19 protein-coding genes are annotated in these 20,957 nt (G+C 36.8%); 15 read left to right on the forward strand and 4 right to left on the reverse strand.

The window, feature by feature from the left end; all coding sequences use genetic code 11:
- Positions 1 to 6 precede the first annotated feature (6 nt).
- The 4 genes from argR (at position 7) to spo0A (ending at position 4,719) form a co-directional block, all read left to right on the forward strand.
- Positions 7 to 456 carry a transcriptional regulator ArgR gene (gene argR / locus MHH64_RS13695; RefSeq protein ID WP_095306950.1) on the forward strand — a complete coding sequence of 150 codons (450 nt, stop codon included), beginning with the start codon at positions 7 to 9 and terminating at the stop codon, positions 454 to 456.
- A 68-nt stretch (positions 457 to 524) separates the two neighbouring features.
- Positions 525 to 2,225 carry a DNA repair protein RecN gene (recN, locus tag MHH64_RS13700; RefSeq protein ID WP_095306948.1) on the forward strand — a complete coding sequence of 567 codons (1,701 nt, stop codon included), beginning with the start codon at positions 525 to 527 and terminating at the stop codon, positions 2,223 to 2,225.
- A 218-nt stretch (positions 2,226 to 2,443) separates the two neighbouring features.
- Positions 2,444 to 3,700: a SpoIVB peptidase gene (spoIVB, locus tag MHH64_RS13705; RefSeq protein ID WP_118889634.1), complete on the forward strand. Its 1,257-nt coding sequence runs from the start codon at positions 2,444 to 2,446 to the stop codon at positions 3,698 to 3,700.
- A 239-nt stretch (positions 3,701 to 3,939) separates the two neighbouring features.
- The gene (gene spo0A, locus MHH64_RS13710; protein ID WP_095306945.1) at positions 3,940 to 4,719 is read left to right on the forward strand and encodes a sporulation transcription factor Spo0A; all 780 of its coding nucleotides are present in this window, start codon (positions 3,940 to 3,942) and stop codon (positions 4,717 to 4,719) included.
- A 132-nt stretch (positions 4,720 to 4,851) separates the two neighbouring features.
- Here the strand turns inward: spo0A and MHH64_RS13715 are convergent, their stop codons facing one another.
- Together MHH64_RS13715 and MHH64_RS13720 are read right to left on the reverse strand one after the other, a co-directional pair.
- Positions 4,852 to 6,198 (reverse strand): aspartate kinase, encoded by a 1,347-nt coding sequence (locus MHH64_RS13715; RefSeq protein ID WP_095306944.1) that lies wholly within the window; start codon positions 6,196 to 6,198, stop codon positions 4,852 to 4,854.
- Positions 6,199 to 6,307: 109 nt separating this feature from the next.
- Positions 6,308 to 6,550, reverse strand: a complete 243-nt coding sequence (locus MHH64_RS13720; RefSeq protein WP_118889632.1) for a DUF2627 family protein — start codon at positions 6,548 to 6,550, stop codon at positions 6,308 to 6,310.
- A gap of 141 nt (positions 6,551 to 6,691) precedes the next feature.
- Between MHH64_RS13720 and MHH64_RS13725 the strand changes: the two genes are divergently transcribed.
- The 11 genes from MHH64_RS13725 to MHH64_RS13775 all read left to right on the forward strand — a co-directional run bounded on the left by MHH64_RS13725 (position 6,692) and on the right by MHH64_RS13775 (position 18,508).
- On the forward strand, positions 6,692 to 8,743 hold the full coding sequence (locus tag MHH64_RS13725) for a sigma-54-dependent Fis family transcriptional regulator (protein ID WP_095306941.1): 2,052 nt from the start codon (positions 6,692 to 6,694) through the stop codon (positions 8,741 to 8,743).
- Positions 8,744 to 8,919: 176 nt separating this feature from the next.
- Positions 8,920 to 10,014 (forward strand): branched-chain amino acid dehydrogenase, encoded by a 1,095-nt coding sequence (gene bcd, locus MHH64_RS13730; protein WP_095306940.1) that lies wholly within the window; start codon positions 8,920 to 8,922, stop codon positions 10,012 to 10,014.
- A 114-nt stretch (positions 10,015 to 10,128) separates the two neighbouring features.
- The gene (gene buk, locus MHH64_RS13735; RefSeq protein ID WP_095306939.1) at positions 10,129 to 11,214 is read left to right on the forward strand and encodes a butyrate kinase; all 1,086 of its coding nucleotides are present in this window, start codon (positions 10,129 to 10,131) and stop codon (positions 11,212 to 11,214) included.
- Positions 11,215 to 11,229: 15 nt separating this feature from the next.
- Positions 11,230 to 12,651 carry a dihydrolipoyl dehydrogenase gene (gene lpdA, locus MHH64_RS13740; RefSeq protein WP_340001916.1) on the forward strand — a complete coding sequence of 474 codons (1,422 nt, stop codon included), beginning with the start codon at positions 11,230 to 11,232 and terminating at the stop codon, positions 12,649 to 12,651.
- A gap of 70 nt (positions 12,652 to 12,721) precedes the next feature.
- A complete protein-coding gene (locus MHH64_RS13745; RefSeq protein WP_118889630.1) occupies positions 12,722 to 13,717 on the forward strand; it encodes a thiamine pyrophosphate-dependent dehydrogenase E1 component subunit alpha in 996 nt (331 codons plus the stop codon).
- An 18-nt stretch (positions 13,718 to 13,735) separates the two neighbouring features.
- A complete protein-coding gene (locus MHH64_RS13750; RefSeq protein WP_095306935.1) occupies positions 13,736 to 14,719 on the forward strand; it encodes an alpha-ketoacid dehydrogenase subunit beta in 984 nt (327 codons plus the stop codon).
- A 21-nt stretch (positions 14,720 to 14,740) separates the two neighbouring features.
- Complete coding sequence (locus tag MHH64_RS13755) at positions 14,741 to 15,991, forward strand: dihydrolipoamide acetyltransferase family protein (RefSeq protein ID WP_118889629.1); 1,251 nt, start codon at positions 14,741 to 14,743, stop codon at positions 15,989 to 15,991.
- Positions 15,992 to 16,095: 104 nt separating this feature from the next.
- Positions 16,096 to 16,527 carry a BrxA/BrxB family bacilliredoxin gene (locus MHH64_RS13760; RefSeq protein ID WP_095306933.1) on the forward strand — a complete coding sequence of 144 codons (432 nt, stop codon included), beginning with the start codon at positions 16,096 to 16,098 and terminating at the stop codon, positions 16,525 to 16,527.
- Between the two features lie 98 nt (positions 16,528 to 16,625).
- The gene (locus MHH64_RS13765) at positions 16,626 to 17,618 is read left to right on the forward strand and encodes an aromatic acid exporter family protein (protein WP_340001918.1); all 993 of its coding nucleotides are present in this window, start codon (positions 16,626 to 16,628) and stop codon (positions 17,616 to 17,618) included.
- A 177-nt stretch (positions 17,619 to 17,795) separates the two neighbouring features.
- Positions 17,796 to 17,951 carry a DUF1540 domain-containing protein gene (locus MHH64_RS13770; RefSeq protein ID WP_095306931.1) on the forward strand — a complete coding sequence of 52 codons (156 nt, stop codon included), beginning with the start codon at positions 17,796 to 17,798 and terminating at the stop codon, positions 17,949 to 17,951.
- 131 nt (positions 17,952 to 18,082) lie between these two features.
- The gene (locus tag MHH64_RS13775; protein ID WP_095306930.1) at positions 18,083 to 18,508 is read left to right on the forward strand and encodes a YugN family protein; all 426 of its coding nucleotides are present in this window, start codon (positions 18,083 to 18,085) and stop codon (positions 18,506 to 18,508) included.
- Between the two features lie 51 nt (positions 18,509 to 18,559).
- Here the strand turns inward: MHH64_RS13775 and MHH64_RS13780 are convergent, their stop codons facing one another.
- Entirely contained in the window at positions 18,560 to 18,994 is a 435-nt protein-coding gene (locus MHH64_RS13780; protein WP_118889628.1) for a DUF2383 domain-containing protein, read from the reverse strand.
- A 103-nt stretch (positions 18,995 to 19,097) separates the two neighbouring features.
- Entirely contained in the window at positions 19,098 to 20,897 is a 1,800-nt protein-coding gene (locus MHH64_RS13785; RefSeq protein ID WP_340001919.1) for a DNA ligase D, read from the reverse strand.
- Between the last annotated feature and the right edge of the window lie 60 nt (positions 20,898 to 20,957).

Below are 20,957 nucleotides of genomic sequence, written 5' to 3' on the forward strand. Positions count from 1 at the left end.
TGTACGATGAGTAAAGTTCAACGACATATTAAAATTCGAGAACTAATTACGGAGAATGAAATAGAAACACAGGATGAACTGGTAGCACAATTAAAAGCCGCAGGTTACAATGTCACACAAGCAACGGTATCAAGAGACATTAAGGAACTTCATCTTGTCAAAGTTCCAACAGCAAGCAATCGGTACAAATACAGTTTACCTGCTGATCAACGATTTAACCCACTGGAAAAGCTGAAGCGTCTAATAATAGATGCTTTTGTAAAAATTGAGCATGCTAGTCATTTTATTGTACTCCGTACATTGCCAGGAAATGCACATGCTGTCGGTGTGCTTATTGACAATTTAGATTGGGAAGAGATAATGGGAACGATTTGCGGGGATGACACGTGCTTAATTATTTGTAGAACTCCAGAGCAGGCAGAAGAAATAAAGGACCGATTTATTGATATGCTTTGATTGAGTTCTCTTTTTTTAGTGATTTATAAAGAGAGAATATCTTCTTATATTGGGGGGGACAATGAACCATGCTTACAGAGCTGTCTATTCGTGATTTTGCAATCATCGAACAGATTTCCATAACATTTAATGAAGGTCTTACCGTATTGACTGGAGAAACTGGTGCAGGAAAATCGATTATAATAGATGCTATACAGTTATTAGCAGGAGGACGTGGTTCTGTAGAATATGTAAGGCATCGAGCCAAAAAAGCTGAAATAGAAGGTTTATTTACAATAGAAAATAAAACCCATCCAATATATGATGTTGGGAGCCAATATGGAATAGAAATTTCTGATAATCAAGTAGTATTACAACGAGTTATTACAGGATCTGGAAAAAGCATTTGTCGTGTAAATAGCAAGCTAGTCACACTTGCAATACTGCGTGAATTTGGAAAGACACTAATCGACATCCATAGTCAGCATGAAACACAATCATTAATGGATGCAGAAAATCATTTGGATTTCTTAGACTTGTATGAACCACAATCAATAACAAAAGCAAAAGAAGCATACTTGGAGCACTATGATAAGTTGGTTCGCTTAAAAAATAGATATAAAAAGCTAAATGATAATGAGCAAGAGACAGCTCATCGTTTAGACTTATTAGAGTTTCAAATGAAGGAGCTTGAACAAGCAGAACTTAGTCCTGATGAGGATACACAGCTTGAAGAAGAGAGAAAAGCACTCGCGAATTATGAGCGGATTCACACTGCCCTGCATGATGCCTATCATGCATTATACGGAGAACAAAGAGGATTGGATTGGTTAAATCAGGCGCAGCTTAGCCTTCAGGAAAATAGTAAGTATGATGATTATATCGCAGCGAAATCAGAAGAGTTTTCCAATCATTATTATGCAATGGAAGAGCTAACTTATGAGCTGCGCAATCATATTGATACACTTCAATTTGATCCAGAACGTTTAAATGAAATTGAATCAAGATTAGATGAAATAAATAGGCTAAAACGAAAATACGGCAATACGGTAAATGATATTATTGAATATATGGCAACGATAGAAGAAGAGATAGAGCAGATAACGAACAAGGATTCTCATCTAAACGCTTTGCTTGAACAGATTGAAGAAACCGAAAAGGACGCGATGCTTGAAGCTGAGCACCTACATGAACTCAGAAAAAGTGCTGCAGATTGTCTAACAGAAGATATACATGCTGAGATGAAAGGACTTTATTTAGAAAAAGCTACTTTTGCAATTGCTTTTGATGATGAAAGTAATACGAAGGCTCATCTCCACAAAAACGGATTCGATCATGTACGTTTTCTTATTTCAACCAATCGTGGCGAACCGCTAAAGGATTTAACGAAGGTAGCCTCTGGTGGAGAGCTTTCACGAATTATGCTTGCATTAAAGAATATTTTTTCCAAGCATCAAGGCGTGACAAGCGTTATATTTGATGAAGTTGACACTGGGGTTAGCGGAAGAGTTGCACAGGCAATTGCTGAAAAGATTTATCAAATCTCAAATGATTCTCAGGTGCTATGCATTACACACCTTCCACAAGTGGCGGCTATGGCAGACACCCATAAATTTATTGAGAAAAACGAAAAAGATAACCGAACCGCAACAAGTGTAAAAGAACTATCTGAATTAGAACAAATAGAAGAATTAAGTCGTATGATTACGGGAACAAAATTGACAGAAACTGCGAAAGATCACGCAAAGGAAATGCTTGAACTTGCAAATGCATTTAAATCAAATTTATAAGGATAAAATTCTTGAAAAACCGGAAAATAAAAGAAACCGGTTTTTTGTTTTGCCTTTTTTTGCAATAATAGTAAGCCGATTTTTAAAAATCCCCTTTTAAAATACACTTATACACGATTTCCTTTTTTAGTAATAGGTAATGATACACATTTCTCTTATGTTTCACCAGTTTAAAAAGCACACTTACAGCTCAAATTAGGATTACGAACCAAGATTTGATGTGGGTTGGGAGGAGGAGAGTGGCACGATTGAAAAATCATCAAACAAAGTTTTGGCTAAGCAGTATTCTTTTGATTGTCTTAACTGTTTTTTCTTTCTTTGGTCCAAGTCAAAAGAATGCAGAAGAGCTGAACGCAATTGAAGCATTTAGTCAACAAGAAGCAATCGGACTTTCTAAAACAGAAAAAAACTCCCTTATGTCTAGTTCTCCAATTCGTACAGAGTTGTTAAAAGCGGCGGCAGTTTCAACGAAGCGTGTAAGTAATTCCGCTCTAGAAGATATTAAGGTATACCCTGGTGGACAATCGATTGGAGTGAAGCTCCAAACTCGTGGAGTGCTCGTTGTTGGTCATCATCTCGTTAAAGGAAATAGCGAGACAAAATCGCCAGGTGAGGATGCAAAAATAAATGTCGGAGATGTCATATTGAAAATTAACGGAGAGCCGATCAAAGAAATGAGTGACATAAAATCATATGTAGAAAATGCTGGGAAAAGCGAAAAAAGCCTTGAAATAACACTTAAACGCGGTAAAGAAATGATAGATACTTCTTTACAGCCCGTTTTAGATAAGCAGGATAATGCGTACAAAATTGGCTTGTATATTCGTGACTCTGCTGCAGGTATTGGAACAATGTCATTTTATGATCCAGTATCGAAAAAATATGGCGCTCTAGGGCACATTATTTCAGATATGGACACAAAAAAACCGATTGAAATCGATAATGGGACGATTGTCAATTCATCCGTTACTTCCATTGAGAAAGGTAATAACGGGATTCCAGGAGAAAAACAAGCTAGATTTTCAGCTGAACACGACCGAATCGGAACAATTACAAAAAATTCCCCGTACGGTATTTTTGGGGTATTGGATGAAATGATTAAACACGAAAAATATAACAAACCATTACCAGTAGCTTCTTCCAATGAAGTTAAAGAAGGACCAGCCAAAATTCTTACCGTTGTGAAAGATGAAAAAATAGAGGAATTTGATATCGAAATTGTAAGCAGTGTTCCTCAGAAGTTTCCAGCAACGAAAGGAATGGTAATTCAAATTACAGATCCTAAGCTATTGAAAAGTACCGGCGGGATTGTACAAGGTATGAGTGGAAGCCCAATTATACAAAACGATAAAATAATTGGCGCTGTAACACATGTATTTGTAAATGATCCAACATCAGGATATGGTGTTCATATTGAATGGATGTTACAAGATGCAGGAATTATTGAAGCGCAATCAAAGGAAAAAGCAGCATAAAAAAAGCTTGTGATGGAAGATTCCATTACAAGCTTTTTTATATTATACTAAAGTTAATATTTTTCGACAAATGCTGAATAAAATGTCATTTAAAATCGAAAATTATCGTAAATGGAAGTAAATCGAAGAAAAATATAGTTAATTCAAAAAAAATTAAAGTTTTTCAAATAAAAAGAGGATATTTCAACTTTTTGTAGAATATGTAAAAGAGTATAACAGAAATAAGGAGGAACATTACTTTGGATAAAATTTCAGTGTGTTTAGTTGATGACAACAGAGAGCTCATTCAGTTGATGGAAGATTATTTTGACGAACAAGATGATATTGAAGTTATTGGAACTGCATATAATGGCAGAGATTGTATCGCGATGATGGAGAGTTTGGAACCTGATGTATTAATATTGGATATTATTATGCCACATATCGACGGATTAGCGGTACTAAACACATTAAGAACAATGGATTTAGGAAATAGACCAAATGTTATTATGCTTACAGCATTTGGACAGGAAGAAGTCATGAAAAAAGCAGTTGATTTAGGAGCATCTTATTTTATTTTAAAGCCTTTTGATATGGATAATTTAGCAGATCAAATTCGTCAAGTTCAAGGAAATTCTCCAATAAGCCTTGCAACAAATAAACCGACAAAGAAAGATCGAAAAAAACAGGATCTGGAAGCTAACATTACAAACATTATTCATGAAATTGGTGTGCCAGCCCATATTAAGGGTTACATGTACTTAAGAGAGGCAATTACAATGGTATATAATGATATAGAATTATTAGGTTCAATCACGAAAGTATTATATCCTGATATCGCAAAGAAATTTAATACGACAGCATCACGTGTTGAACGGGCAATTCGCCATGCGATTGAAGTCGCATGGAGCAGAGGCAATATCGATTCCATTTCGGCATTATTCGGTTATACTATTAATATATCTAAGGCCAAACCCACAAATTCGGAGTTCATCGCAATGGTAGCTGATCGTTTACGTTTGGAGAATAAAGTGAGCTAAACGATTGGTTATTATGAATAGCTGGTTCCTACATATAATTATTGTAAACCAGTAGTGTTTGACTATTATGAACAAATATAACAAAAAGAAAGAATAATACTGCAGTGTATGCGGTATTATTCTTTCTTTACTTTATTCAAAAAATGTTTGATAGAGTGAACGGATTGCAGCGTCTATATCAGTATCTTTTATTCCGAACATCATGGACACTTCGGATGAGCCTTGGTTTATCATTTCAATATTCACATTAGCTTTAGCGAATGCAGAAGCAGCTTTTCCGGCAACTCCTACAGTATTTACAAGTCCCTCACCAACAACCATGATTACCGCTAAATCTCTATGTAAACTTACTGTATCTACTTTTAATTCATCTTTAATACGATCAACAACAATTTTCTCTTTATCTTTTGTAAAATTATTTACTCTAAATATAACAGACATGTCATCGATTCCAGATGGTGCATGCTCAAAGGAAATTCCTTCATCCTCAAAAATATTAAGCAACCTACGTCCAAAACCTACTTCACGGTTCATTAAATACTTACTTACATATAAACTACAGAAACCTGTATCACTTGCAATACCAACGACACATTTTTCACTGGCTTCTTTTTCAGCAATAATAAATGTTCCAGGAGCATCTGGATTGTTTGTATTTTTAATACATACTGGAATTTTTTCACGGAATGCAGGAATCAATGCCTCATCATGGAATACAGAAAATCCAGCGTAAGATAATTCACGCATTTCTTTATAGGTAAGTGTTGTTATTTCCTTCGGATTATTGACAATATTCGGATTAACAGAATAGACAGAATCAACATCTGTGAAATTTTCATAGATTTCAGCTTTTACTCCTGCGGCAACGATGGAACCGGTAATATCTGATCCACCTCTCGAGAAGGTTACTAATTTCCCGGTTTTTGAATAGCCGAAGAAACCAGGTATAACTAGGATATGATCTTTTTCTCGTAGTTTATAGAGGAGCTCGAAGCTCTCCGGTAAAATTTGCGCATTTCCTGGTTCCTCGCTAACAAATATACCGGCATCCTTTGGATTCATATATTGTGCTGAAATATTATTTTGATTTAAATAGGCGCTTAGTATTTTGGCGGAACTGTCTTCACCAATTGCTTTAATCGCATCCATTTTACTTTCAGGCTTACCCTCTACCCTTAGGGCCACCTTTATGTTATTTTCAATTTCGCTTAGTAAAGATAGGTCGATTTCTAAATCATTAATAATTTCTTGGAATCGCTCTAGTATAGCTACAAGAAAAACCTCATAGTTTTGTTGATTATGATAGGCGTTTCCAAGTTGGATTAACAAATCTGTAACTTTTGTATCATTTTTAAACCTTTTCCCTGGTGCTGATACGACGATAAATTTTCGCTTGGGATCACTTTTAATAATATTCCCAACTTTACGTAATTGCTCGGCATTTGCAACGGAGCTACCGCCGAATTTTGCTACTTTCATGATCGGATCCCCCTAAACAGAAACTTAATTTTCTTACTAATATACCATATTTATTCTTTAAAATCGTGTAAATATATAAAAAAAAGACGGAAATTCTCCATCTTTTTTTCTAAAGCGCTTTATTTTCACTTTTTTGTTTAATCTTTTGTCTTTTTCTATCTCGGTAGATTATAAATCCTCCTAAAAAAAGCAGCCCCAAAATAAAGAGGAGAAGCCCAATTGTGAATTGGATTCCAGGATAGAAGAAATAGGCATAGAAATCGTCAAAAATTGTATCGCGCATTAATTTAATTCCAATCGCTGCAATTATGCCCGGTATAAAAAGTAATAGTAATGCTAAAAATCGACCCATGTATGTTCCCCTTTAAATTCTATATTACATTCAAATAATAGTATAACAAAAGCGAAGCAAAATAGAAATCATTCTAGATTTGCCAAAATATGCAGGCTGACGTATGATAAATGTATGCAAAATAATGCAAGGTGGGATGGCATGAAACGTGTGTTGATTGTTGGGGCTGGTAAAGGGGGAAGTGCACTCTTCAATATTCTTCAAGCTACAGAGTCGATGGAAATAGCTGCAGTTGTTGATATTAACGAAGATGCAAACGGGTTAAAATTAGCACGTCGAGCAAAGATTCCGGTAAGTGTGGACTGGGAGCCATGGGTACATAATGATATTGATATTATTATTGAAGCAACTGGTGATGATCAAATCCTAGAACAGATAATTGAAAAAAGACCGCGGAGAACTGTTGTAATCCCAGGATCTGTTGCTTATATCATATCAGAGCTGCTTTTTGAAAAAGAAGCGTTGATGGATAAGGTGAAATACCAATCAAAAAATCAAGAGCTCATACTAAACCATATTCATGACGGTATGATCGTCATGAATAAGAATGAAAATATCCAGTTTATCAATAAAAGTGCGGAAAAAATAATTGGTAAATCAAGAAAACAGTATATAGGAACACATATAAAAGAGCTTATTACAGATTCGAGACTTCCTCACGTTTTACAAACACAACGAAAAGAAGTAAATCAAAAGCTAACACTACCAAATGGGAAAAAGATTATAACAACACGGATTCCCATTATAAATGAAATAGGAGAACTAATTGGTGCTTTTGCAGTATTTAAAGATATTACAGAAGTCATGAAGCTAGCCGAGGAAAATACGGACTTGAACGAGATCAAAACGATGTTGGAAGCAATTATCAAATCGTCTGATGAAGCAATTAGTGTCGTTGACGAGAATGGAAATGGTCTTATTATTAACCCTGCATATACACGAATTACAGGGTTGAAGGAAAAAGATGTAATTGGAAAGCCTGCAACCGTTGATATTTCTGAGGGAGAAAGTATGCATTTGAAAGTACTTCAAACACGTAGAGCTGTACGGGGTGTGCGTATGAAGGTAGGACCAGGTAAAAAGGAAGTCCTCGTTAATGTCGCACCGATTATCGTGAATGGAGTTATTAAAGGCAGTGTAGGTGTATTGCATGATGTATCAGAAATTCAAGCATTAACAAAGGAATTAAAGCATGCAAGGCAAATCATTCGAAACTTAGAAGCTCGTTATACGTTTGATGATATTATTGGGAGTTCATCGGAAATGAAACTAGCTCTTGAGCAAGCGAAGGTCGGAGCGAAAACCCCTGCAATAGTCCTATTAAGGGGCGATTCAGGCACTGGTAAAGAATTATTTGCCCATGCGATTCATAATGAGAGTGATCGGAAACACAATAAGTTTATCCGAGTAAATTGTGCAGCTATTGCAGAGTCATTACTAGAAAGTGAATTATTTGGTTATGTAGAGGGGGCTTTTACAGGTGCAATGCAAGGTGGGAAAAAGGGCCTCTTTGAGGAAGCAAATCATGGAAGTATCTTTCTTGATGAAATCGGGGAATTATCGTTATCCATGCAGGCCAAGCTCTTGCGTGTATTACAAGAAAATGAAATTGTTCGAGTCGGCGGAACAAAACCGGTTTCGATTGATGTACGAGTAATCACTGCAACAAATGTCAATCTTGAAAAGGCAATTATGAATAATACATTTCGAGAAGATTTATATTATAGACTAAATCGGCTTCCTATCTTCATTCCTTCAGTTAAGGAAAGACTTAATGATTTGCCAGATCTTATACAGCATATTATTCAGAAAATCAATCAAGACTATGGTCGTAATGTACAAACGATATCAAAAGAGGCATTAAATAAATTAAAGCAATATCATTGGCCTGGGAATGTACGCGAGCTAGAAAATGTTATTGGTCGTGCCATGATATTTATGGACATGAATGAAGAGGTAATTGACAAGAAGTACATCCCAACGTTACAAGCTTTGTCTCTACCGGCGAAATCATCTATTGATGAGAGAATTAAAGGAGAAAGTACGTTACAGGATGCGATTAATCAATTTGAAAAAGCGTATATTTCCAAAACATATGAACAAAATGAATTCAATAAAACAAAAACGGCCAAAGCTTTAAATGTATCGATTCGAAATTTATATTATAAGATGAAGAAATATAATCTCGAATGAATTATTAAGCATGCAATATTTTGCATGGTTAAAAAAGTTGCAGGCTTACATTTGTGGGTTTTAAGGCATTTCCGCACAGCTTTATAGTTGGCATGGTTTTTGCTGAATACTACTGATGGAATAATATATGCGATTAAGAAATTAGTGCTTAATTAGGTAATATAGGAGGAATTTATATGGAAATCTTTACTTATTTAGAAGAATACGATTATGAGCAATTGGTTTTTTGTCAAGATAAAAATTCAGGCTTGAAAGCTATTATTGCTATTCATGATACGACATTAGGCCCTGCATTGGGCGGAACAAGAATGTGGAAATATAATTCTGAAGATGAAGCGATTGAAGATGCTCTTCGTCTGGCTAGAGGAATGACCTATAAAAATGCTGCAGCGGGACTTGATCTAGGAGGAGGAAAAACGGTTATTATCGGTGATCCACGAACAGATAAAAATCCAGAAATGTTCCGGGCCTTCGGTCGCTATATACAAGGACTAAATGGACGGTATATAACTGCTGAAGATGTAGGAACCACTGTACAAGATATGGATCTCATTCATTTGGAAACAGATTTTGTAACTGGAACTTCATCCTATTCAGGGGCTTCAGGAAACCCATCACCTGTTACTGCTTATGGTGTCTATAAAGGAATTAAAGCATCAGCGAAAGAAGCTTTTGGCGATGAATCGTTAGAAGGAAAAACAATTGCAGTTCAAGGTATTGGAAATGTTGCATATGCGCTCTGTGAATATTTGCATAAAGACGGTGCACAGCTTATTGTAACAGATATTAATAAAGAGGCAGTAAACCGGGCTGTCGAGGCTTTTGGAGCTAAGGCTGTAGATCCTAATGATATTTATGATGTTGCATGTGATATCTACACACCTTGTGCGTTAGGAGCAACAATCAATGACAATACGATTCCAAGATTAAAAGCGAAAGTAATTGCAGGCTCTGCAAATAATCAACTAAAATCCACGGAACATGGCGACCTCATTCATGAAAAAGGGATTGTCTATGCTCCAGACTACGTCATCAATGCCGGGGGCGTAATTAATGTAGCCGATGAATTAATGGGCTTTAATGCGGAACGTGCAATGAAAAAAGTGGAAACCATTTATGATAATCTTGAACGTGTGTTTGAAATTTCGAAGCGTGATAATATTCCTACCTACTTGGCTGCTGATCGTATGGCGGAAGAAAGAATCGAATCGTTCCGAAATTCCAGAAGTCAATTTTTAAGGAATGGACATCACACATTAAGTAGAAGATAAGTGTTTTAATCATTTAGCAAAGAAGTGTAATCCAACATAACGGATTCTAAGAAAAAAATATATTTTAAAGAATTCCATTAACGAACGCTAAGTTTTTAAATGAGGTGACCGGTTTTGCAAGAGACGTATCGAATATTAGTTGTAAATCCTGGAACCACGTCAACTAAAGTAGGGGTTTTCGATAACGAAATATGCATCGTAGAAAAAACAATCGTACATCAGCAGGCAGAATTAGAAGCTCATTATCGTGTAATGGGACAATCGAAACTTCGTACGCAGGATATTCTTGAACAGCTAAAGTATGTAGGAATTAATATTTCCAGAATTCATGCAGTATGTGGGCGTGGTGGATTGCTGAGACCAATCGAAGGCGGTACGTATCAAGTAAATACCGCCATGCTATACGACTTGAAAACCGGTTATAACGGTGAGCATCCATCAAATCTTGGGGGAATAATAGCATTTGAGATTGCATCGGGGTTAAATATCGATGCCTACATTGTTGACCCTGTCGTTGTCGACGAGCTTGATGATGTTGCTCGATACTCGGGTATTCCCGAAATTCCAAGGAAAAGTATTTTTCATGCATTGAATCATAAGGCAGCGGCAAGAAAAGCTGCTGCAAGCTTAGATTTGAAGTACGAGGATATCAATGTGATTGTTGCTCATATCGGTGAAGGAATTACAATAGGGGCACATCGCAAGGGCATGGTTATTGATGTAAACAATGGGTTAGATGGAGAAGGTCCATTTTCCTGGAATCGAGCAGGAAGCACCCCAGTTGGAGGCTTAGTTGAACTCTGTTTTTCCGGAACATACAACTATGAAGCAATGAAGAAAAAAATAGTTGGTCATGGTGGTCTGATGGCTCATCTTGAAACAAATGATGTAAGTGAGGTAGAACAAAGAATTGAACAAGGTGAGATAAAAGCAAAAGAAGTATTTGAAGCAATGGCATATCAGATTGCCAAAGAAATTGGTGCAATGAGTACAGTCTTGCGTGGTGATGTTCATGCTATTATTTTCACAGGAAAGCATGCTTATCGAGAAAGTCTTACCAGTTCGATTACCAAACAAGTCAATTGGATTGCAGACACGGTTATAATCCCAGGCGAGAATGAACTACAGGCATTAAATGAAGGTGTGTTACGTGTGCTTCGAGGAGAAGAACAGCTTAAGGTCTATACGAATCTCGAGTAAAGGAGTGAATTTAAGATGACAAAAGAATATGATTTAGTTGTTTTAGGTGGTGGAACAGGAGGCTATGTTGCAGCAATAAGAGCTTCACAGCTCGGGATGCAAGTAGCGATTGTTGAAAAGGGTGAACTTGGAGGTACATGTCTTCACCAGGGCTGTATTCCATCCAAAGCATTATTGCGGAGCGCTGAAGTATATAGACAAACAAGTGAGGCAAGTCTGTTTGGTGTAGAAACAGAACGCATAGCTCTGAATTTTAGCAAAGTACAAGAAAGAAAGCAATCGATTATTAACACATTACATCAAGGCGTACAAGGCTTAATGAAAAAAGGAAAAATCGATGTAATTAATGGATTTGGACGGATACTTGGACCAAGTATTTTTTCACCTATGCCAGGTACTATTTCTGTTGAACATGAGAATGGTGAAGAAAACACAATGATCGTTCCAAAAAATGTGTTAATTGCTACAGGTTCAAAGCCAAAGACTTTACCAGGACTTCCAATAGATGGACATTTCGTAATGAGTTCAGATGAGGCGCTGCAAATGGAAAAATTACCAGACTCAATTCTTATTGTCGGCGCAGGTGTAATCGGAATTGAATGGGCGTCCATGCTCACAGATTTTGGCGTAACTGTAACAGTTGTTGAATACCTGAATCAAATACTGCCAACAGAGGACGAAGCAATTGCGAAAGAAGCTGAACGACTTCTTAAGAAAAAAGGGGTTACGTTTATTAAAGGAGCAAACATACAAACAGAGACTTTACATACTGATCAAGGCATTTCCATTGAGGTAGAAATAGATAATAAAAAACAGTCACTCCAAGCTGAAAGGATGCTTGTCTCAGTTGGCAGGGAAGCCAATACAGTAAATATAGGAATTGAAAACACAGATATTGTTCTCAGTAATGGCTATATTCAAACGAACGATTATTTCCAAACAAAAGAATCGCATATTTATGCTATCGGCGATGTTATTGGAGGTATGCAACTCGCACATGTTGCTTCCCGTGAAGGAATTGTCGCTATTGAGCATATGGCAGGAAAAGAAACATACCCAATTAACTACGAAAATGTTCCGACGTGTGTCTATTCCAGCCCGGAAATTGCAAGTGTTGGTTTAACTGAAAAAGCAGCAAAAGAAAAAGGGTATGATATTAAAGTTGGTAAATTTCCTTTTAAAGCAATAGGAAAGGCATTAGTATTCGGAGAATCAGACGGTTTTGTGAAAATTATTGCAGATAAAAAGACAAATGATATTTTAGGAATTCATATGATTGGCCCTCATGTTACAGATTTAATATCTGAGGCCGGTCTTGCTAAAGTACTAGATGCAACACCATGGGAACTATCACAATCGATTCATCCTCACCCAGCATTATCAGAGATTATTGGCGAAGCAGCACTTGCTGTAGAAGGTGAACAGATTCATGGGTAACAGCTATTCAAATTCTTGCTCAATAAGCAAGTGACTTATTAAATTTCGGAAAAAATAGGGAGGGAAAAGTATGACAAAAAAACGACATCAGGAACTAGGTTTAACGGATGAACAGGTTTTAGAGATGTATAAAACGATGCTTTTAGCTAGAAAGCTTGATGAACGCATGTGGTTATTGAATCGATCAGGAAAGATACCATTTGTTATTTCTTGCCAAGGACAGGAAGCAGCACAGGTGGGCGCAGCTTTTGCTTTAAATAGGAAAGAAGACTATATTGCACCATATTATCGAGACATGGGTGTTGTCCTTGCATTTGGAATGACTGCAAAGGAGTTAATGTTATCTGCATTTGCTAAAGCAGATGACCCTAACTCTGGCGGAAGACAAATGCCAGGGCATTTTGGTCAAAAGAAAAATCGGATTTTATCTGGTTCTTCACCAGTTACAACACAAGTACCACATGCCGTGGGAGTCGCTCTTGCCGCGAAAATGGAAAAGAAAGATGTTGTCAGCTTCGTTACATTAGGAGAAGGTTCCTCCAACCAAGGTGATTTCCATGAAGGATTGAACTTTGCTGGTGTGCATAAATTACCGGTCATAACCATGGTCGAAAATAATAAATATGCCATTTCCGTTCCATATGATCGCCAGGTTGCAAGTAATAATATTGCAGATCGTGCACAAGGCTATGGGATGCCTGGAGTAACCATTGATGGCAATGATCCATTAGCTGTATATCAAGCGGTGAAAGAAGCTCGAAATCGAGCAATTCGTGGTGAAGGTCCTTCATTAATTGAAGCTGTCTGCTATCGTCTAACTGCACATTCAAGTGATGATGATGATCGCACGTATCGTGAGAAAGGCGAAGTGGAAGAGGCTAAGAAAAATGATTCTGTTATTACGTTTGCAAGCTACTTAAAAGAAAATGAGATACTGACAGACTCGGTTGAACAACGTTTGAATGATGAGATCACAAAAATCATAAATGAAGCTACTGATTTTGCTGAAAATGCGGCTTACGCAGAAGCAGAAGATACACTTAAATATGTTTATGAAGAAAAGTAGTAGGGAGGGGAACCAAATATGCCAGTAATGTCTTATATTCAGGCAGTGACAACTGCATTAAGAGAAGAAATGCAGCGCGATGAAAAGGTTTTTATTCTAGGTGAGGATGTCGGCAAAAAAGGAGGCGTCTTTCGAGCAACTGACGGTTTGTATGAAACATTCGGTGAAGCTCGCGTTTTAGATACTCCTTTAGCAGAATCAGCTATTGCAGGTGTTGGGATTGGAGCGGCCATGTATGGAATGCGACCTGTTGCAGAAATGCAATTCGCTGATTTTATTATGCCTGCTGTAAACCAAATTATTTCTGAAGCAGCAAAGATGCGCTATCGATCAAATAATGACTGGAGTGTACCAATGACAATTCGTGCTCCCTACGGCGGAGGTGTCCACGGAGCGCTCTATCACTCGCAATCGGTTGAAGCTATATTTGCGAATCAGCCAGGACTTAAAATAGTAATGCCTTCCACTCCTTATGATGTGAAAGGACTTTTAAAAGCGGCTATTCGCGATAACGATCCTGTTCTATTTTTTGAACATAAACGAGCATATCGTTTACTAAAGGGTGAAGTTCCTGAAGATGACTATGTGCTTCCGATTGGCAAAGCGGATGTAAAGCGTGAAGGAGAAGATATTACAGTCATTACCTATGGTTTATGCGTGCATTTTGCATTACAGGCTGCCGAAAAGCTAGCAGAAGATGGGATCAATGCGCATATTCTGGACTTACGAACGGTCTATCCGCTTGATCAGGAAGCAATTATTGAAGCAGCAAAGAAAACTGGTAAGGTTTTACTTATAACAGAGGACAATAAGGAAGGTAGTATCATTGGTGAGGTTGCAGCAATTATTGCTGAACATTGTCTTTTTGATTTAGATGCACCAATTAATCGATTAGCAGGACCTGATGTCCCTGCAATGCCATATGCACCGACCATGGAAAAGTATTTTATGATGAATCCGGATAAAGTAGAAAAGGCAATGCGCGATTTAGCAGAATATTAATTACGAAGGAGGGAGAAGCAAATGGCTACTGAAAAAATTACAATGCCCCAGCTCGGCGAAAGTGTAACGGAAGGAACAATTAGTACATGGCTCGTTAAAGTTGGAGATCAAGTAACTAAATATGACCCAATTGCTGAAGTAATGACAGATAAAGTAAATGCAGAGGTTCCATCCTCCTATACAGGGATAATCAAAGAGCTTACTGCAGACGAGGGTGATACGGTTGCTGTCGGTGAGTTAATTTGCTATATCGATACAGAGGAACCGAGTAATCGTACCGAATCTACTGAAAGCAAACTAGCAGAAGCAGAGCCTTCCAAACCAACAGATGTAGATGATTCGATGAAAAAACGCTATTCTCCTGCAGTGCTTCGATTAGCACAAGAAAACGATATTAATTTAGAACACGTAACAGGTTCAGGTCGTGGAGGAAGAATTACAAGAAAAGACATCGAAAAAATAATTGCTTCTGGTGAAATTCCAACAGATATAGGTGAAATGAAAGAAACGATTCAAGGTTCGTCTAGCACGAGAGATGAAACAAAAAATGACATATTTGTAGAAACGAAAGCCGGTGATATTGAAATTCCTGTCAAAGGTGTTCGTAAAGTAATAGCTGAAAATATGGTCAAATCAAAACAGGAAATCCCTCATGCTTGGATGACTGTTGAAGTTGATGTAAGTGATCTTGTAACATATCGGAATAAAGTCAAGAATGCTTTTAAAAAAGATGAAGGATTTAGTTTAACTTATTTTTCCTTTTTCGTAAAAGCAGTTGCACAAGCCTTGAAAGAATACCCTCAATTAAATAGCATGTGGGCAGGCGATAAGATTATTCAGAAAAAGGATATTCACCTTTCGATTGCTGTGGCAAAAGAGAACGAGCTTTTTGTTCCAGTTATTAAGCATGCAGACGAAAAAACAGTTAAAGCAATTGCTCGAGATGTCCATGAACTTGCAATGAAAGCACGAAACGGCAAATTAACTGCACAGGATATGCAAGGTGGAACGTTTACTGTTAACAATACGGGTTCATTTGGATCAATTTCCTCAATGGGGGTTATTAACTATCCACAGGCTGCAATCTTACAGGTAGAATCAATCGTTAAACGCCCAGTAATTATTAATGACATGTTTGCAGCACGTGATATTGTAAATCTCTCCCTATCGTTGGATCACCGTATCTTAGATGGTCTTGTATGCGGCAGATTTTTATCAAGGGTTAAAGAAATACTTGAGAGTATGAATGAGCATACGATCAATTTGTATTAATGCTTTATACTTTCTTCAGATTTATAAATTGAAAAATAGGCCTAGACTTGATAAGCTAAAGAAGAATATTTATACAAATTAACGTAAAGGGATGGAGATGCTAAATGGATTTTAATTTATTCATGCAGGATGTTGTTGATGCTGCACGAAAAGATATAACCGAAGCAGGATATAAAGAGTTAAAAACTCCAGAGGAAGTAGATGCTGTACTTAGTGAAAAAGGAACAACACTCGTTATGATCAATTCAACATGTGGATGTGCTGGTGGAGTTGCACGTCCGGCAGCTGCCCATTCAGTTCATTTTGATAAACGTCCAGATAATCTTGTAACAGTTTTCGCCGGTCAAGACCGTGAAGCAACTGAAAAAGCACGTGAATACTTTGAAGGGTATCCTCCTTCTTCACCTTCATTTGCTTTACTAAAGGATGGCAAGATTGTAACAATGATTGAACGTCATGACATCGAGGGTCATAGCCCTATGGAAGTAACTACAAAATTACAAACAATTTTTGATGAGCATTGTACTGAACTTTAATTGATTTTAGAATAAAAAAGAGACTGTCATGTAAGTCAGTCTCTTTTTTATAACTTGAAATCAGCTGAACAGATTAATTTTTTCAAGGAGTATGAAAAATGAAGATTGGCTATCGGACGATTAAAACAGCTATTGGTACACCTTTAGCTATATCTATTGCTCAGCTATTAGGCTTGACGAACTTTGTATCAGCTGGAATTCTAACTATCTTGTGTATTCAGCCCTCTAGAAAGAGATCTTACTACAGCGCTTTGCACAGGTTTACAGCATGTATCATTGCTACACTATATGCTTACATTTTCTTCGAGTGGATCGCTTATCATCCTCTTGTCCTCGGTATTATGTTAATTGTTTTCATACCTACAACTGTTTTTCTTAAGGTAACTCCTGGTATAGCAACGAGCTCGGTTGTTATTTTAAACTTATACAGTGCTTCCTCCATAACATTGGCATCTCTATTCGATCAATTTCTATTAATTGTTGTTGGTATTGGCGTTGGGCTCTTATTAAATTTGTATATGCCGAGTCTGGATAAACCGTTAAAAGAAAAACAACAAAAATTGGAACAGAATTTCACGATTATTTTATATGAATACTCTCAGTACATTCGATATAAGCATACGACTTGGAAAGGAGACGAACTTGCGGAATCAGAGGATATTTTACTAGAAGCGAATACGCTAGTAGAACGTGATAGAGAAAATCATTTACTACGAAATAAACATCCATATCGAGATTATTTCCGAATGCGAACTAGGCAATTTGAGTTATTGAAAAAAATGCTTCCGCTTGTGTCGAGACTACCAGATGCTGACCCAATTGGTGAAAAAATTGCTGAATTTTTTGAAGGGCTTTCCAAAAATGTTCATCCAGGAAATACTGCAATTATTTATCTTGATCAATTAAAAGAACTACGATCCCAAATTAATGAGGAAGAACTCCCTAAGACCAGAGAGGATTTTGAAGCTAGGGCAAATTTATTCCAATTATTACATGAAATTGAAGATTACTTAATCATCAAGTTGAAATATAAAGAAAGTGATGTTAATGTGTTTAAACGTTTGAAAAATCAAAAAAAGACAAAAAATTAACATGCAAGCTGCAGGCCTTCAATCATTATTATAAAGGCAAAAAAGCAATGTGAAAGCTAATGTTTAACGCTTCATGACACAAATCTCGTGTTATGAAGCGTTAGTTTTTTCCATATGCGATAATAGCATGAATAACTCGAATTTGTTCATGATAACAAATAAGGGAGGTGGGTTTTGATGGCTAAGGATGTATTGTGTGAAGTAAATAGCTGTACGTACTGGGGACCTGGGAACAGATGTCATGCCAATGCGATTTATATTGTTAATCGTAAAGGAAAAGAAGCTTCAAATAGCGAGGAAACAGATTGCAAAACATTTGTCCCAAAAGTTTAATTTTAAAGGGTAACCAATATAATGGTTGCCCTTTAATTATGATATGACCGGTTACTTGCTAGAAAATTGTCCATCTGTAGGTATCTTAATTATGAAAAAGTGAATACTAGTCACCAAAGGAGTGAATTAAAATGCTTAAATTACAAACCGAAATTGAAGGAATGAAAGCATACTTTGGTGATGTACATAAAATATTTAAAACGAATGGATTTACCTTTTGCAGTAATTTTGACTATGATCATGGAAAGTTTGATATGGCGTTATGTCGAGAAGCAGGTGAAACAATTTACATCAGAATTCCCTTTAATGTCTTGAAAGGTGAATTAGATCGTCCCAGTGCATATATTGAATTTGGACAACCATATGTTATCAAACATGTTGTCAATACAGGACTAGATTGGGACGAAAGTTCATTATTAACGACTACCGGGTTCAATCAGTTTCAAAATCCGATTGATAAGGATGGAAACATAATAGATAAAAGTAGGTGGGAAGAAGCTGGAGAACAACACGTACATCGTATTTATCGCTCCATCAATGACTTGCAAATTTCCTAACATGAAAAAATCGGCCCCTCTCCAATAAAGGGTCGATTTTTTCTGTTTACGCTATTCATCCATCATTAATTGGTTTAATTGTTTTATATGGGCTCTGTCTTCATCTAAATTATGCTTAACAATTTCGAGACTTTTCGAGTCCATATCTCCTCGGATAATTTCCTCCACCTGGTGAATACCCATTTCTTGTCCTTTAAGTACACCTTTAATAATACCTTCATTATAGTCAGGGTAATCTTTCATACGCAACATCAATTCTTGCACAGATAACTTCATTCCGTTATCTTCTACGGCCTTACCACCCAGATTTTGGATTTGTTCGGCAGTCTTTGCAGCATGCTGTTTATGCTCTTGCTGAATACGCTGCAGTTCATTTTTAAGTTTTGGGTCATTGGTATGTTTAATGTAATGCTCATATGCGTGGATGCCCATATACTCTCCTTGTAAATACGCATTTAATTCCTTAACAATATCCTTATCGTTCATTTTGATGTAATCTCCTTTAATATAGTTGCCAAATAGATAGTTTTCAGCCTTATTTTGAGTAAGATACATAATTATATACAATTGGAATTTATGAAGTGAGTTCCTAATCTCTCACTAAATTTAAGACTTTATGCAGCTTCTGTATCATGGCCATTTCAAAATAATTATCAAATGGACAACCTAACTGTTGCACTCGCTCCATAACATTGTCAATTGTAAATAAGGTTGGATAAAGTTCTTCGTTAACTTCTTCCCAAAACAGCGGAGTAGCGACGGTCCCTTCTGTTGTCATCCTAGGGGAATATGGTGCAATCAACGTTTTATCTTTGCCATGTTGAACATAATCAATATATAAACGTCCTTTTCTTTTTTTCTTCATTCGCTCTGTTGTAAAGTATTTAGGATACGTATTCTCAATTGTAACGGCGATTGCCTTCGTGAAGGTTGCGGTTTCTTCGTACGTCATACTTCCGGGTCTTAATGGAATATGAATCTGTAAACCCTTGTTTCCAGATGTTTTAACAAAGGAGATAAGATCTAGATCATCTAATAAAGATTTTATAAGCTTGGCTGCACGAATAGCTAAATGAAAATGTTCTCTGTCAGGTGGGTCTAGATCAAAAGCGATTTCTGCTGGTACAGCGCTTCTGACATGCTGAAAAGGGATATGATATTCCACTGCGCCGTGATTCGCAAACCAGATCAATGCATCTAAACGATCGCAAACAAATGTCCGTTCATTTCCAGAAGGTACAGAAGTGATAAAATCAGGGGCATAGTCCGGTAAATGCTTCTGAAAAAAATGTTCTTTCTCGATACCATCCGGACACCGAATAACCGTTAGTTCCCGGTTTTGAAGAAAGGGGAGCATGTATGGAGAAATTTCCCGCATGAACAAAAGAAGATCCCCCTTTGAAAAATTAGCAGTTGGCCATAGCATTTTTTTCGTGTTAGTTAAATCAATTGTCTTAGGAAGCATTGCTAAATCTAGCTCCAGGTTTGCGAACGTACATTCTTCCGGTTTGCGTTGTGGTAATAGATCAGCAAATTCAGGTTCCCGTAACTCTTCTTTATATAAATCAAGTGTATGGATAGAAGCACAAATGGCTGGAGGCAATAGATAACGTTTTCCTTGTTTTTTCCCATTTGCCATAAATAATTGCTTTACCGTTTGAAACGATTCTCCGTCAAGTCCATGCTTACATTTACCAATTGTTCGTATTTGTTCATGATGAAAAACACCAATATCAAAATAATCGTTGCTCATATCATATGCTGTTAAAAATCCTTGAATTTCCCTCCAATTTTTAATTTTGTACCAATCATGATGTCGCTTTCCAATTTGATAAGTGCTTGTTCTCCTTTTCGCAACAATACCCTCTGCTTTTTGATCAAACATAATTGTGGTAATTAGCTCGTCGCTACGAAATGATTCGATTAGTCGTATACGCGATCCAGTCAGTTTACGGAATATAGCTTCAAGAGCTTTTTTTCTTACGTAAAGTTTTTGGGCTTTATATGAGTTCCCTCTTAACACCAGCAAATCAAACACAATAAATGTAGCTGGCCGAACACGTGCGGCACTTTGGATAGTTTCTTGATTCTTTAATCGTCCTCTCTTTTGGAGCAGGGAAAAATTGCTTTGGTAGTCAGTATTGCAGATAACAAGTTCTCCATCAAATGTTAAGGGTAAAGAAGATTTGATACTTGGATAAAATTTCTTACAAAACGAAGTTATCTCTGGGAAATTTAATGTTAAATCTGTATTATTTCTACTCACTAATGTAATTGTCCCATCCGCACTCCATGTAAACACGCATCTAAATCCATCATATTTCATCTCATAAATCCAATCTTCACCAAGTGGAATTTCAGAAGATATTCTAGGCTTCATAATATCCATTGGAAGCACCTCCATATTCATAAAGTGGCATATTTCGAGAAAATTAATCCATCGAATAGA

Source organism: Oceanobacillus sp. FSL K6-0127, from assembly GCF_037983385.1.
GTDB lineage: Bacteria > Bacillota > Bacilli > Bacillales > Amphibacillaceae > Oceanobacillus > Oceanobacillus profundus.